17 protein-coding genes are annotated in these 14,584 nt (G+C 41.6%); 7 read left to right on the top strand and 10 right to left on the bottom strand.

The genetic code is table 11. From position 1 onward, the window contains the following. The first annotated feature begins 42 nt into the window (after positions 1-42). Complete coding sequence (locus IGJ42_RS08460; protein WP_008379977.1) at positions 43-1,086, top strand: AI-2E family transporter; 1,044 nt, start codon at positions 43-45, stop codon at positions 1,084-1,086. Between the two features lie 71 nt (positions 1,087-1,157). On the opposite strand, the gene IGJ42_RS08455 is transcribed toward IGJ42_RS08460, so the two are convergent. The 4 genes from IGJ42_RS08455 to IGJ42_RS08440 all read right to left on the bottom strand — a co-directional run bounded on the left by IGJ42_RS08455 (position 1,158) and on the right by IGJ42_RS08440 (position 4,051). Next, positions 1,158-1,634: a GNAT family N-acetyltransferase gene (locus IGJ42_RS08455; protein ID WP_430616128.1), complete on the bottom strand. Its 477-nt coding sequence runs from the start codon at positions 1,632-1,634 to the stop codon at positions 1,158-1,160. Between the two features lie 177 nt (positions 1,635-1,811). Continuing rightward, positions 1,812-2,036, bottom strand: coding sequence for a hypothetical protein (locus IGJ42_RS08450; protein WP_005235901.1), 225 nt, complete (start codon positions 2,034-2,036; stop codon positions 1,812-1,814). Between the two features lie 159 nt (positions 2,037-2,195). Next, the gene (locus IGJ42_RS08445; RefSeq protein ID WP_086299428.1) at positions 2,196-3,161 is read right to left on the bottom strand and encodes a Gfo/Idh/MocA family protein; all 966 of its coding nucleotides are present in this window, start codon (positions 3,159-3,161) and stop codon (positions 2,196-2,198) included. Further along, positions 3,158-4,051, bottom strand: coding sequence for a MurR/RpiR family transcriptional regulator (locus IGJ42_RS08440; protein ID WP_430616127.1), 894 nt, complete (start codon positions 4,049-4,051; stop codon positions 3,158-3,160). The genes IGJ42_RS08445 and IGJ42_RS08440 overlap by 4 nt, the downstream gene beginning before the upstream one ends. A gap of 204 nt (positions 4,052-4,255) precedes the next feature. On the opposite strand from IGJ42_RS08440, the gene IGJ42_RS08435 reads away from it, so the two are divergent. From IGJ42_RS08435 to IGJ42_RS08420, 4 genes are all read left to right on the top strand, one after another. Next, complete coding sequence (locus IGJ42_RS08435) at positions 4,256-5,281, top strand: Gfo/Idh/MocA family oxidoreductase (RefSeq protein ID WP_016620121.1); 1,026 nt, start codon at positions 4,256-4,258, stop codon at positions 5,279-5,281. A gap of 72 nt (positions 5,282-5,353) precedes the next feature. Next, entirely contained in the window at positions 5,354-5,794 is a 441-nt protein-coding gene (locus IGJ42_RS08430) for a heme-binding protein (RefSeq protein ID WP_308810356.1), read from the top strand. 23 nt (positions 5,795-5,817) lie between these two features. After that, positions 5,818-6,795, top strand: a complete 978-nt coding sequence (locus tag IGJ42_RS08425) for a Gfo/Idh/MocA family protein (protein WP_430616126.1) — start codon at positions 5,818-5,820, stop codon at positions 6,793-6,795. A 430-nt stretch (positions 6,796-7,225) separates the two neighbouring features. Beyond that, positions 7,226-8,551 (top strand): dihydrolipoyl dehydrogenase family protein, encoded by a 1,326-nt coding sequence (locus IGJ42_RS08420; protein ID WP_430616125.1) that lies wholly within the window; start codon positions 7,226-7,228, stop codon positions 8,549-8,551. A gap of 242 nt (positions 8,552-8,793) precedes the next feature. Here the strand turns inward: IGJ42_RS08420 and IGJ42_RS08415 are convergent, their stop codons facing one another. The 4 genes from IGJ42_RS08415 to IGJ42_RS08400 form a co-directional block, all read right to left on the bottom strand. Then, positions 8,794-8,961, bottom strand: a complete 168-nt coding sequence (locus IGJ42_RS08415) for a hypothetical protein (protein WP_005235914.1) — start codon at positions 8,959-8,961, stop codon at positions 8,794-8,796. A gap of 308 nt (positions 8,962-9,269) precedes the next feature. After that, complete coding sequence (locus IGJ42_RS08410; RefSeq protein WP_005235915.1) at positions 9,270-10,064, bottom strand: hypothetical protein; 795 nt, start codon at positions 10,062-10,064, stop codon at positions 9,270-9,272. Next, positions 10,054-10,593 carry a sigma-70 family RNA polymerase sigma factor gene (locus IGJ42_RS08405; RefSeq protein WP_051013026.1) on the bottom strand — a complete coding sequence of 180 codons (540 nt, stop codon included), beginning with the start codon at positions 10,591-10,593 and terminating at the stop codon, positions 10,054-10,056. Before IGJ42_RS08405 ends, IGJ42_RS08410 begins: the two co-directional genes overlap by 11 nt. Positions 10,594-10,654: 61 nt before the next feature. Beyond that, positions 10,655-11,047, bottom strand: a complete 393-nt coding sequence (locus IGJ42_RS08400; protein WP_008379958.1) for a hypothetical protein — start codon at positions 11,045-11,047, stop codon at positions 10,655-10,657. 161 nt (positions 11,048-11,208) lie between these two features. Between IGJ42_RS08400 and IGJ42_RS08395 the strand changes: the two genes are divergently transcribed. Then, a complete protein-coding gene (locus tag IGJ42_RS08395; RefSeq protein WP_144330307.1) occupies positions 11,209-12,453 on the top strand; it encodes a glycosyltransferase in 1,245 nt (414 codons plus the stop codon). A gap of 16 nt (positions 12,454-12,469) precedes the next feature. Here IGJ42_RS08395 and IGJ42_RS08390 read toward each other — a convergent pair whose 3' ends face one another. Beyond that, a complete protein-coding gene (locus tag IGJ42_RS08390) occupies positions 12,470-12,955 on the bottom strand; it encodes an AmiS/UreI family transporter (protein WP_429947602.1) in 486 nt (161 codons plus the stop codon). Between the two features lie 341 nt (positions 12,956-13,296). Here IGJ42_RS08390 and IGJ42_RS08385 point away from each other — a divergent pair, with 341 nt between their 5' ends. Continuing rightward, positions 13,297-13,551 (top strand): LexA family protein, encoded by a 255-nt coding sequence (locus IGJ42_RS08385; RefSeq protein WP_016620130.1) that lies wholly within the window; start codon positions 13,297-13,299, stop codon positions 13,549-13,551. Positions 13,552-13,583: 32 nt separating this feature from the next. Here the strand turns inward: IGJ42_RS08385 and IGJ42_RS08380 are convergent, their stop codons facing one another. After that, positions 13,584-14,570 carry a DNA/RNA non-specific endonuclease gene (locus tag IGJ42_RS08380; RefSeq protein ID WP_429947601.1) on the bottom strand — a complete coding sequence of 329 codons (987 nt, stop codon included), beginning with the start codon at positions 14,568-14,570 and terminating at the stop codon, positions 13,584-13,586. Positions 14,571-14,584: the final 14 nt, after the last annotated feature.

Raw genomic sequence — 14,584 nt, 5'->3', positions numbered from 1 at the left:
AAATGCTTCGTTGCTCCATTGCAACGAATAAAGGAGTTACAGATGAAATACTATAATGCTTTTCTTCAAAATCTTGTGTTGCGGCGCTGGACGGTCCTGTTTATGCTTGCGGGCATTCTTTTTTTGTTTCGCAGTATGATGACCATTCTTTTGCTGACCTTTATCTTTACGTATCTGATTTATCGGCTGGTTCTTTTGCTCCATCGAAAAAGTCATCTGCCCATTAAGCTTACGAGCATCCTGACTTACAGCTTGATTGTTTTTATTCTTTATTTAGTAGCAACAAATTATGTACCAATCATCATCAAACAATCCGTCCAATTAGTCAATTCCGTTGCTGATTTCTACCAACGGACAGACTCCAATAATGAATTGATCGAATATGTCTTGAATTTATTGCAGACCAGCGAATACATCCAGAAATTACAAAGCGGCGTTCTAGTCGTGATCAATTATCTGTATAATTTCGGTGAGTTGGCATTGACGGTGCTGATCTCATTTCTGCTTAGTTTCTTCTTTATGATCGATAACAAAAAGACCGTTGCGTTTTCTCGGCTATTTTTGCAAGGGCGAGGGGCGTGGTTCTTTGAAGATGTTTACTATTTAGGAGCTAAGTTTACGCGTGCTTTCGGAAATGTGATTGAGACGCAGTTGGTGATCGCCTTAGTTAATACAGCAATCACTGTCTTCGCCTTAGCGGTGATGGGCTTTCCGCAGCTGTTGAGTTTGGCGTTGATGATTTTCTTTCTCAGCTTGATTCCTGTTGCTGGTGTGATCATCTCGTGTATTCCATTGACGTTTATTGCGTATTCTATCGGCGGATTTAATGACGTGATCTACATTCTATTGATCATAGTGTTTGTTCATGCGTTGGAATCCTATATCTTAAATCCCCGCTTGATGGCCAATAAAACAGAGATCCCGATGTTTTACACGTTTATTCTCCTGTATCTTAGCGAACATCTCTTTGGCTTGTGGGGCTTGATCATCGGGATCCCATTGTTCACCTTCTTTTTAGATTTAATGAATGTGAAAGAGATTCCGCGATTGCGTAAAAAAACCGATGACACCTTGCAGGACCAATAAAAATGATTGCTGTAAAGGATGGCAATTGATAGAAAAAACCATCTCTGCCGATGAAAGGCGAGATGGCTTTTTTATTTCGCAGCAATTTTTTTCGTAAAGGAGACAAAGCAGATTGCTGAAGAGGTGCTTTGAAACCTGCCTGTTTGGGAATACCCCAAAGAATGATAAAAGTGAACCAGCTTGTGTTCTTGCAGGATCGTATTCAAATGTATCGTATCTGTTTGTACGTTCCTTTCAATCAAGGTCATTGCTTGTCTACCGATCCCGCGGTTCTCGTAGGAGGGAAGAAGGGCGATGGAAGATAGCTTCGTCGTATGCTCCTGCTCAACCGTCAGTTTTAGGAAGCCCACGGTTTTCTGAGCGGTCATGATTAAATAATAAGTGGTATTCGACGCAGAAAACTTTGCGTTTAGCTTCTCAAAACTTTGTAAATAGGGAGAAGTTTCTCCATCTTGATAACGGAGAAAGAGAGATTTGAAGGCAGCTTTTTGTATCAAGTAGATAGAAAGTAAATCGGAAAGCTTCGCTTCTTTAAGCTGAATGAGCATGCACACCTCCATAAAAAGTCAGACATCATTTGTTGAAAGACATTGATTCGGTATAGAAGGTCCTGATGAAAAAGCCATCGAAGAGCAGTCTTTCATTGGCTCGTTTCCGTTTTGATCCTTCCCTCAACCAGAGGTTCAAAAACGAAGAGATCCGCAGGGCTTCGTGCCAACGGTGTTTTATTGAAAAAGATCATTTATCGATGTAACCAAGTCGTCATAGGTTTGACCGGTAGCGATTGCATAAACGGAAAGCAAAAAGACGAGGGCTGCTGCCAGCACGTAAAAAATTCGGAGGCGATAACCGTCACCTGTCCGGCGATTTTTTACAAAAGTAAAAATCGTCACAGCTAGATAAGCGAAGGTCAATAAACAAATAAGATAAGTAATAATTTCTGGTGTCATGGGCGTTTTCCTTTCTTTTTCTATTTGTATAAAAATATACTCAATAAATATAATATAACCATTTCGATACCGTCAAAGAAAGCGCTCAATTTTTGATACAAAAAACTGACCGAGTGGTAGCCACTGGTCAGTTCTATTCAAAAACGATGGGGCATGATCTTAATTGTCTTTTTTTTCCGCATCTAGCAAGCTTCTTAGTTCATCTGCTAAAGCGATACAGGCAATACTATCCGTTAAGGACATCAGGGAATTTTCGAGTTGTCCTTGTGCAAGAGCGGTGTGAACTGCTTGAATCTCTGAATGGAAATCATCGATCTCGTACCCAATATCATAGACCGTGTCTTCTTGGTCAATCGTCACGGTAAAAGAAGCGGGGCGATGGAAGTTGGGGATCGTGATTTTCCCTTTTGTTCCTTGTAATTCCGCCACCGTCTCTTTTGTTTGGTCAAATCCAGTCTCAATCACTGCGACAAAGTCTTCACTGACAAAGCGTGCTTCAACGTAGGTATCAACCCCAGTTTCATAAAGGCTGTAACCGATCAATTCGGCAGTTAAATTTTCTGGTGAAAAATCTTGAATAAAGGCTAAGTTATAGATCCCCATATCCAGTAAAGCACCACCTTGTTTTGGCAGATAATGATAAGAACTGCCTTCGACTGGTAAATGGCGGCGAAAAGTAGTCGTAACACTGGTCAGCTCGCCGATATAACCACCATCCACAAGTTCTTTTAGTTTGCGATACGCTGGGGTGAAGCGTGGCTTCATGGCTTCCATAAAGAAGACTTCGTGTGCTTGGGCTTGTTTTTGTACATCGCGCATTTCTTGTGCAGTCAAGGTTGCTGGTTTTTCACATAAAACAGCTTTTTTTGCTTGAAAGGCTTTGATGATCCATTCATAGTGATACAAATGCGGCAAAGCAATATAAACGATATCGATAGCTGGATCATCTAATAGGTTTTGGTAGTTATCAAAGACGGCATCACACGGAAATTTTGCTTGAAACGCTTGCGCTTTTTCCATCGTACGACAAGCAACCCCATAAAGCTGGGCATCTTGAAAATTTTCTAGACTTGCAGCAAAGCGATTGGCGATATTTCCGGCACCAATAATTCCCCAATTGATCATTTCATTTCCCTCTTTTCTTCAGTTGACGGGTATTCTGAGAGAATCCCTGATTCCAAAACAGATTGTTTTTTTCTTAACTCGACAATATTTTTTTGATATTCTTTGGCATACAGCAATGCAAACAGTGAATCTAAAATATACTCAAAGGCGACCTGTGAAGAAAAGGTACCGACTTTGAGAAAATCACGTTCATCATGAGAAGCGATGATCGCATGGGTCGCTAATGGGATGATTTTCGCATGGGCGTTGCCAGAGATTACGATCACTGGTACCCCAACATCACGAAAGTGTTGCATGATTTTTTCGTATTGTGTATTTTTCCCACGATAGGTAATAAACACGGCACAATCATTTTGCGTGACGTTCGATGCATTCCACGCGTCATCCCCATATTCATCAGCTACGATCAGATACTTATTGATTTTGACCAACTTATTTTGAAAACTTCTTGCCCGGATCTGAGAATCGCCGCGAGCAAATAAGAAAATCCGTTGCGCAGCTTCCAACGATTGCACCACTGCTTCCATCGTTTCTGGAGCGACCTGAGCGTGGGTTTTGTGGATCGAGTTGATCGTTAGATCGGCCATTTTTTTCATAATATCAGGTGTTTGATCCTTGGGCGAAAAGGGAAAATTCGCGTCAACAAAGGTTGGGTTGAACATCTGATTATGGGCAATTTCAGCCAGACCTAAGCGAAAACTTTTAAATCCTTCATACCCCATCTTTTTGGCTAGACGAATGACGGAAGAGTGGGATGTGTATGTATGCTTAGCGATGACTTCAATCGTCAACGAAGGCACATCATTGATATTTTGCAAAATATAATCGGCAATCCGTTTCTCCGTATTGGTCAATCCTTCTTGAAGCCGTAATTTATCTCCTAATAACATCAAACCACCTCTTTCTAATCATAGCCTAGGACAAAGAAAACCAAAAGCAAAAACTGTGCCTTTTTGGCAATTTGGTAAAAATGTTCAGAACCACTCAGCAGTTTGCGAAAAAGTCTGGTCAAAAGAACCTGTTTTTGGCAAAAGACTTCCCATTTCGAAGGATTTCATCAATAATCAAGCTATCAATTCATAGGAGGCGTTACAATGTTAACTATCGCATATCTCGGAAACGGAAAAAGCACCAATCGCTACCATCTGCCTTTTTCAACCAAGCTACAGGATAAGATCAAAGTAAAGACGATCTATTCTCCAAGCGGAAAGCTGACCTGGCCAACACTGGAAGACGTTCATTACACCTCTGACTTAGAGGATATTTACCGTGATCCTGAAATTCAATTAGTTGTGGTCACGACCCCTAGTCATTTGCATTATAAATTAGGCAAGGATGTCTTGCTCCATGGGAAAAATGTCTTGATCGAAAAACCTTTTACGGAAACCTCGGCACAAGCAAAGGAATTGTTCGCACTGGCGCAGGAAAAAGGCTTGTTTGTGCAATGCTATCAAAATCGACGCTTTGATTCTGATTTTTTGACCACGCAAAAAGTGATCGAAAGCGGCGTGCTCGGAGATCTCTTAGAAGTAGAGATGCATTATGATTATTTTCGCCCAGAGATTCCACGGTCAGTGACCGAATTTTCACTGAATACTAGCTACTTGTATGGACACGCTTGTCATACACTGGATCAAGTGATCTCCTATTTTGGGCAACCAGACGATGTCCATTATGAGGTTCGGCAATTGCTTGGAAAAAATCGCATGAATGATTACTTCGATTTGGATCTGTTTTATGGTCGAATGAAAGTCTCAGTCAAATCTAGTTACTTCCGATTAAAAGAACGGCCTAGTTTCGTCGTTTATGGTGAAAACGGCGTTTTTGTTAAACAAACGAAGGATCGACAAGAAGAGCATCTAAAACAGTTTTATCTCCCGGATCATGCCGATTTTGGGATCGATTTACCGGAACACTATGGCACACTAACTTATATGGATGCTAACGGTGACTACCATGAAGAAAAAGTCATCTCTGAAATTGGTGATTATAGCCGTGTGTACGAGGGCGTCTATGAAACGATCATCAATGGCAAAGAGAAAATCGTGAAAGACGAAGAAACGATTTTACAAATCGAAATGCTAGAAACAGGCATCAATCAAATGATCACTGAGTCATAAGGCAGAGTGATTACGAGGCTTTTGACAAACAAAGCGCCTGAAGGCATCAACTGACTCATCGTAAAGGAGTAGATACGAATCGAATCTTCAGAAATCCTGCAAGAAGAACAGCAGCTGCAGTTTGCTCATTTTGACAATGACCTCGCATTGCGATTGGTAATTGCCATTGATCAGTACGTTAAAAGGAACTACCCGAAGCCTGTAGGGATCAAAGTTGTTCATCATGGCTTGCCGATCATTCGATTTTTAATGGCAGGGCGAAAAGAAAGCCCTTGGCTTGAAAGAAAAGAACGAACGGTACTAGAAAGCGGGCATAGTTCACTATACGTCTATGCGCAAAAAGATAGAGATATACAATTTGCTAAATGGGCACAAGACGAACATTATGCAGTTTGTGGTGGTGGTTTTCCAATTATCGAAGATAGAGAAGTCACTGGTGCTATCTGTGTGTCAGGTTTGGCCCATTTAGAGGATCATAAAGTGATCACCGAGGTATTGAAACAAATGATCTAAGAAGATAGAAAAGGGGAAGCAAGATGAACTTAGCGATTTTAGGGGCAGGCATGATCGTCCATGATTTTTTGACGGTGGCAGGGGATGTCCCGCAGCTTGAACTGTCCGCTATTTTTGGGACAGAAAATGATTTAGAGAAAATGAATCACTTAAAACAGCAATACGGGATTCAAACCGTCTATACAGAGTTAGGGGCATGTTTGGCGGATCCCTTCGTTGACACCGTGTATGTCGCATTGCCCAATCATTTGCATTTTTCCTTTGCCAAAGAAGCGATCCTCGCTGGCAAACACGTCATTTGTGAAAAGCCATTTACGTTGCAGACACGAGAATTAGTAGAATTAACAGAATTGGCTGCTGCCCATGGGGTGCTTTTGATGGAAGCCATCACGAATCAGTACTTAGCCAACTACCAAGGAATAAAAGCGCAGCTTGAAACATTGGGAGAGCTGAAAGTGATTGAATGCAACTATTCGCAATATTCTTCTCGTTATGATTCATTCAAAGAGGGAACCGTTTTACCTGCATTTAACCCAAAAATGGGTGGTGGGGCATTGATGGATATCAATATCTATAATATTCATTTTGTGGTCGGGCTTTTAGGAAAACCTAAAAGTGTCCGCTATTTTGCTAATGTCGAAGAGGGGATCGATACTTCTGGCATGCTGTTTTTAGACTATGAACAAACAAAAGTCGTTTGTATTGGCGCCAAAGATTCGACAGCGACGATTCGCTCAACGATCCAAGGGACGAAAGGATCGATCATCGTCAACGGGCCGACGAATGTGCTTGCCAGCTATGACGTTGAACCGGTCAATGGGGCAAAAAGCTATCAGGATCAAAGCGTTCACGGACATCGTATGTTTGAAGAATTTGCCCGTTTTGCACAAGCCATTCACGAAAATGATCATGCCTTTGTCAAGGAACGCCTTGCCCATAGCAAGCTGGTGATGGAAGTAGTGGAAAAAGCATTGGCAGATGCCCAGATCGTATTAGGATAATCGCATCAATGTGGAAAGACACCAGCTTCTTAGAGAAGTTGCTGGTGTCTTTGTGTGTTGTCTTATTTTTTCTTCTTTAAACTCAATAAGGTTAGTGGGATACCCAAGGTGAGATAGCCGACAATTGTCATCAAACAGACGACCAGCCAAAAGTTATCTACTGCTAGAACGCAATCAGGCCATAGGCCACCAGAATCGAGAGGAAATAAAAAAGAAAGAGCTGAAAAAAACGCTTAAAACTCACAGTCATTCATTCTCCTTTGTCGTTAAACTGACAAGAAAAGTATACCATATCAAACGCAATTTTAAGGGATGATTGTGATCATTCGCAGGAGCCGTTAAAGGCGAATTGTTTTGTGGGCTGACCGTGATTCGCTATACTTGAAGGGAAGAGAAAGAGCAGGATTTTTTTAAGAGAAGGAGGAGACAGATGAAAAAGGTGGATGTACTGATTATCGGAGCGGGTCCAGCTGGTACGGCTGCTGCCTACGGGTTAAAAGCCAAAGGAAAGACAGTGGCGATCGTCGAAGCTGATTTATGGGGTGGCACGTGCCCCAATCGCGGGTGCGATCCGAAAAAACTACTGATGCGAGGCGTAGAAGTCAAAACAGAGGCGAAACGTATGCAAGGCAATGGCGTTCAAGGGCAGGTAGCCATTGATTGGCCGGCACTGATGGCGTTTAAGCGCTCGTATACTGATCGTGTGCCGGAGTCAACCAAACAAGGGTTACTGGCAGAAGGGATCACTACTTACTACGGACAAGCCACTTTTCGTGATGCCCATACGGTCGTCGTGGGTGCAGAAGAGATTCAAGCAGAAAAAATAATCATTGCGACAGGACAGCGTCCAGCCGTACTACCAATCGTCGGCAAGGAGCATCTACAAAGCAGTACTGATTTTCTTTCCTTTGAAAAGATGCCAGCAACGATTGCTTTCATAGGTGCTGGATATATTACCTTCGAATTGGCAATGATCGCTCAAGCAGCAGGTGCTGAAGTTCATGTGATCCATCATAATGACCAGCCGCTAAAAGGATTTGATGCAGAATTAACCACAGAAATGGTTCGCTCAATGCAGGACCAAGGCGTTTCGTTTCACTTTAATCAGAATACACAGCGAATCACGAAAGAACAAAACCACTATACGATTCAGACACAAGCAGTGTCTCTCACAGTAGAAGCAGTGATTGGTGCCACGGGACGCAGACCCAATAGCGATCAGCTGCAACTGGAAAAGGCAGGGGTAGAAACGTCAAAACAAGGGATCGTAGTAAATGAGTTTTTGCAGACTAGTCAAACACACATCTACGCAATCGGAGATGTGCTAGCGAAAAAGCAGCCAAAACTGACGCCTGTTGCTAGCTTTGAAGCCGCCTATCTTGTCGAGCATATAGATGACCAGAAAACGCCCATCCGCTATCCGCTGATCCCTACACTAGTTTTTGGTGCGGAAAAACTGGCAAGAATCGGGATCAGTGAGCAAGAGATTGCCGATCATGCCTCAGAATATCATAGCGAGGTGATGGATCTTTCTTCTTGGTACACCTATCGACGAATCAATGATCAAGAGGCAAAAATCAAATTGGTTTATGACACATCTGATACCATCGTTGCTGTCACGATTTTTTCTGCATTGGCGGATGAGTTGATCAACCACTTCGTTTTTGTGTTGGAAAATCAGCTATCGAAAGAAGCACTGGCACAAATGATTTTTGCCTACCCCACACCTGCTAGCGATTTGTCCTATTTTCTATAAATAAACAAACAAGCCTGCGCTAGTTTCCGCTAGCACAGGCTCTAAATTATTATGTCCGTATTGACTATAGTCCGTGAACCTTAAATGAACCTTAAAGTTAGGCTGGGTTTCATTTAAGCAATGTCTTTGTTTTCTAGTAACCCTAGGTTTAGGCTTTTTTTGAAAGCCGACGGACAGCAACAATCAGTAAGATCGATGACAAGAAGAGTCCGACCAAATAGATGATGAAAATAGAATCTGGCTCATAGTGCCGATAATTGAATATTTTTACCATAAAAAAGAGAAACGGGATCGCTGCAATAAGGGTTGAAACGAAACGTTTCCGCCATTGTATGAAAAACGATCCAATCACTAGAAAAAGACAAAACGGGATCCAAAAGACCAAATGTCCGATAAGTTCGATTTTTCACACCTCCTAGCAAGTAAAATCATCATAACGTTTCTTCCTAAAAAGCAAGCGTGAATGAAAAAATAATCTCATTAGGCATGTATGAAATTATGAGTGGAGTCTTCTGAAAAGTTCACAAGAAATCTGAGAATTTCAAAAGGAAATGAAAAAACGGGCGGTTAGGAATGTCCCAATAGTCCGAGACAAGAAAGCACCTGTTGCAGCATTCGTTTTCACTTGAATCCTGCAAGAGGTGCTCTTCCGTAGAAAATCTGGTGCTTTATTCAATTGATATCAAAGAAATGATTAGGAAGGAACGGCAGTCTTTTTTTATGGCAAGATATTCTTACTATACAAAAGGGAAATGATCATACCTATATCCAATAGATCCTTATAATAAAATCCTTTCAGTGGACCAAAGTGTAAGAAAAATCCGAGAATCAGTAATACAAACAGCAGCAGGAAGAGCAGGTTGAAAATGGTCATCAAGCGAAAACTGAAATGCCAATTACTCAAGAAATACTGATATTTGGCTGCTCTGTAAATTTTGTTTTGAATTGGAATTTTCTTGAGTGCAGGGATCGATTCATGATAGGACGTAAATAATTCGTAGTCTTTTTTCGTCAGCACTTCTGAGAAAATGTGCGTCCCCGCTTGAAAGTCGAAATAGCCCCAATGGAATTGTTCTTTATCCTCTGGTGATTCGTGCTTCATCAGCTTTCTTGGCTTGATGGTGAACGCCTTGATGTTCTCATAGGGGTAACTGAAATAGGTGTTACTTTCTAAATAGTCGATGATGACCAGAAAAAGCATTCGGGTTTCTGTGAAAACCAACAAACGATTGCCGCGGGTATCATGAAAGATGTCACGGTATGCTTTTGCTTTCTCAGTTGTTGCATACGCATAGGCGCCAAGCCCTTGGTTGGCGAAGGCGAGGTTTCCATCTGGCGTCAAAGGCAGATAGCCAAGAATCGTTTCGTCTTTTGCTAAAAGCGTCCGAAGCTCCTCTAATAGATCTTGCAAGAAAACATATTGTTTGGACAGCTCGAAGGTTGTTGCTTTTTCTTGTTCAGTTACTTTTATCAGTGATTTATTTTCATTTAAGACTAACTGTTTAAAATCCATCGATAGTCATCCTTTCTTTTAAGCGTTTGCGGCCACGGGAAAGACGATTGTAGATTGCTGAGACATTTAAGTCCGTCTGCTCTGCGATGGTTTCGGGTGATTCCTGATAAAAATAGTAGAGCAGAAAGATCCTTTGATCAAGGGCTTCAAGGTCTTCAATAAAGCCCAAAAAGTTTTCCTTTGTTAAAGGTGATTCTTCAATAGCTAGTTCCTGCTCATCAACAGGTTTTTCTTCCAATGAGCGCTTGTTCAACTTTCGCTTGTGGTCAATCGCACGACTACGACTGATCAAAAGCAGCCAAGTAATCAAGCGGCTTCTGTCAGGTTGATACGCAGCTATCTTTTGCCAAACCTCGTAAAAAACTTCGTTCGCTACATCTTGGCGCTCGCTCACTTCATGCGGTTGGGAGAGGACACTATGAATCGTCCTCAGCATGCTATCACCATAAACAGCTAACAGTTCTTCTAAGCCGGCATAGTCTTTCTTTTTGATTCGTTTAATGATTTCTTCATCCTGCACCTTTTTCACCCCTTCACACTATATACGAAGAATTTTTGTCTTTTCTATCAGAAAAAGAAAAAAACCTCTGTTAACGAGGTTCATGTTCTTTGGCCATAAGATCTGTTGCTAAGCGCTGTGCCAAATACTCCCAAAGAATGCCACCAAAAAAAGCGCCTATCATATAAAGAGTGGCTGCTTGCAGCTCCAATGGATTATTTGCTAGCCGGAAAGAAAACAGCGAGCCGATGATGAATAGGTAGCTGCCAAAAAGCACTTGCCGCCACGAGCGTTTTTTAACAAACTTGCTAATGAGAAAGGTTGAAAGGATCATCAAGAGAATTTGGATGAATGCCAGAGAAGGAAAAAGTGCAAAGTCAGAAACAACCATTTCCCTCAATTGTTGAATCAAGAAAAAGAAAGCAAAGAGAATGAGCCCGCGTGAGAATATACTAAGCCGCAAGGAAGATATTTTTTTTCGCATTGGTTTACTCCTTGAAAGGTTTTCTTTATTATAGCAAATTTTTAGTTAAACAATGTAAAAAGATGAACGAGAAAGTCTGCAAAAAACTTCTCCTAAGTATGCGCTCTTTTAGTATACTTGAAAGAAACGAGTGGATGGACTCGATACATGAGGAGGATTGCATGCCAATGATTCTTTTTGCACCTGCGGTATTCAACTTGGCTGAAACGACACGGATGATCGAAGTCGCTAAACAAATGCAAGGAAATCACCACTGTGAGTTCTTTGGTTTTTCAAAGACCTTTGCTTCACTTATCATTGAAAGTGGTTTTACGTACCATTTATTGACGCCGACTCTGACAGAAAAACAAGAGGAACAGATCATAAAATTAGATCAACTGCGCTCATTCAAAAATCCCTTCACCAAAGAGATGGTTGCTGCGCGTATCCTGAGCGAAAAAAAACTGGTCGACAAGCTTGCTCCTCAGGTGATTGTAACTGGATCGAATGTCACGATCTTTCTATCTGCTCGCAGCAAACAGATTCCCTTAGTCTACGTAAAACCCTATGCGATGAGTGATCCCTTTTTTCGATCAGATAGCGCGTTTATCCCTTCTAGTTTGCGTTTCTTCGGACCGTTAAGGAAACCACTTTGGTATTGGACAAGAAAACAATTGGTAAAATCCCGCTGGATGCCCCGAGCATTCAAACACGCTGCCCAAACAGAAAAACTTTCTATGCCTGAAACGAGCTTACGAATGATGGACGCTGATTTAAATCTCATCACCACTCCTGAACGCTTTATAACAAAAGAGCTGCTGCCAGATAATTATCGAATCGTGGGGCCGATTTTTGCCAAGATGGGGGCGTCCTTGCCAGAAGAAGTGTTGACTTTTATTGAACAAAAGCGGCGGGAAAGAAAACGAATCGTTTATTTTGCAATGGGCAGTTCGGGGAATCCGCGCATGGTGCGAAAAATCTTAGCTTTCTTACAAAACCGTTCGGAACTAGCGATCATTGCTCCGGTTACTCATCTACTCAAGGGGAAACACAACGTCTCAAAGAATTTGTTCCTGACCGAATATCTGCCAAGTCATCTATTGCATGAGCATATCGATTTTTCTTTTATCCATGGTGGGGAAGGGACTGTTCAAACAGCTTGTGCCTCTGGGAAGCCGTTTATCGGAATCGGGATGCACTATGAGCAAAGCTGCAATATTCAGTACTGCATGGCGTATGGCAATGCAATTGCACTAACAAAACCAGTAACTGTGAAAAAGCTAGAAGTTGCCCTGACTGAGGTTTGTTTACCGAAAATCCGACAACAAGCCTGCCAGCTAAAGAAGCATTTCCCGACAAATGGTCCTCAGAAAGCGATGCAGGAGATTGAACACTTTTTAGAAATAAACAATAGTGATTATCATTGAGATAATCACTCTTTTTTTAATAGAGATCTAATAGCATCAGCAAACCTGGGACCCACGTAGTGAAGATACCGCAAGCGATCGCAAAATAATGAATCTTACGACCAAAGTTTACCTTCACGATCGTATCCAAAAAGCCGCAAAACCATAACGCTCCCCATGTTAACCAAATCAGTGCAAAAAGGGGATCTTGCTCCCATCGCCAAGAAACCCAGGCAAAAGGCAAGGTATTGATGGCTACGAATAGCGCAAAAATCCCATAAATACGTAGATCTAAATCAAAAAGGTAAATGATCCCTACCAATAAATACGTGAAGGCAAAGAGAAAGCCAGTGCCTGCTTCATAATAAGCGCCTTGAAGCATATAGATTAGATTGATAATGAAAGATAACGAACCTGTAAAAAGATTAATTAAAGCAAGTGAACGATAGTCAATGTGAAGTAAACTTCCCCAGCCGTTGATTATCAAAGTAATTCCTACAAAAAATAAGCCGATCCCTAACATAAAATCCTCCTTTACTTAAATTTAGAATAACAAATTCCAAGAAAAAATAATACCTTTATTTATTTTTATGTCAATAAAAAGGAAAATAATTTTCAAATTTACTATTTTTTGCTGTTAAATTTGATAAAATCAATAACAAAGGGCGCTGCTTGCCGATGTTTTTCTCGTTAAGGGGAAAATTCCAGCGTTTAAAAGGAACTTTAACTCGTTGGAAGAATGGGAAAAGAGAGAGGAACAATAGATTTTCAGTGTATTAATTGGACAAAAAGCTGACGAGGCAGTAGCTTATCGGTTTTTACGAATTTGCAGCAGTGAAGACTGTTTTGCGGAAAGGAGGAATTATGCCGAGAAAAGATCGAATCTTACTTTTTATTGACGAATATATGCAAGCTCAAGGTTGCGCACCTACCATACGAGAAATCTGTGCCAATGAAGAGATAAAAACAACTTCTTTGGTTTATCGTCATTTATTGCGTCTTGAAAAAAGAGGCCTGATTTACCGAGCTTATCGCTTTAAGTCACGTTCGGTTCGTTTTACAGACGAAGGGAAGGCCTATGTCAAAGTGTTGCGACAAGCACAAGCCAACGAAGAATAAATAAAACCAAAATAAAAAAGCCTAAGGCTTTTTTATTTTGGTGCACGGTAGCCGGCAGCTTCCGCTTCAGCGATGGTTTTGAACCATTCTTTCGGGTTGGTAGTATCCTCGTAGTATTTAGATCCGGGCAAATGATAGATGCCGCTTCTTGATCCTTTGATCAAACCGTTTCCTTGTTGATCGACATATTCTTTCTGTTTTTCCTCTGTTTCACTGCTTTGAGAAGTGGCTGTTGTCGTGTTGTTTTCACTACTTGTAGCATTCTCCGGCTGCGTCATATCTTCGTTGGAAATCTCGCTGCTACCATCCGCATAGTTGATTGTGACACCATCTTGGATGTTGAAGATATAATAGTTGAATTGGATCGTATCCTCGCCAATAGATTTGGCTTGCATCTGTACCCCACGGGCAACTAGCTCGTCATCGCGATAGATCGGGGTGACGGAATATCGGACATAATGATTTTTATCTTGCTTGAGATAATAGTTGATATCCATTTCTAAGCGCAACATCTCGGGATTGTTCAACTGACTTGTCCCTGTGATCAGATTCTTCCAGTTTGCATTTTCGCCAGCTAAAGCAAAGCCAATCAAGTGGGTTCGATTATATAAATATTTCCCATTGGGGAGCTGTTTATTACGCCAACCTGTCGGTTTCACACTGGAAATATCGCCACGCTTTTCCGTGGGCATCAAGGATTGATTCAACATTGCTTCAGCAGAGGTCGCACGATTGAGGTGATCGAGGTCGCCGTATGCTTCCCAGGCGCCATTTTCAAGGGAAAGATCATCTTCTGAAAACTCAGGAATGTTCTGATTGACTTCAATCGTTTGGGTGCCTTGGTAAGTTAACTGTGCCAGCTCATCTGCACGAATATCCTTAGCAGAAGTGACTGCCACTTCTGATGATGGTGTTTTGTGATTTGGGAATAGATCATTACTGTGTAGGAAACTAAATCCGACTGCTGCGAGTGCGAGAAGCGCAGTGACCGATCCGATAAATGTTTTTTTCTTTGCCATCTTTTTTTGCCTCT

The organism is Enterococcus sp. DIV1067f (genome assembly GCF_050543505.1).
Classification (GTDB): domain Bacteria; phylum Bacillota; class Bacilli; order Lactobacillales; family Enterococcaceae; genus Enterococcus_D; species Enterococcus_D entomosocium.
Note: the sequence above shows the minus strand (reverse complement) of the source record. Positions and strands in the feature narration are given on the sequence as shown.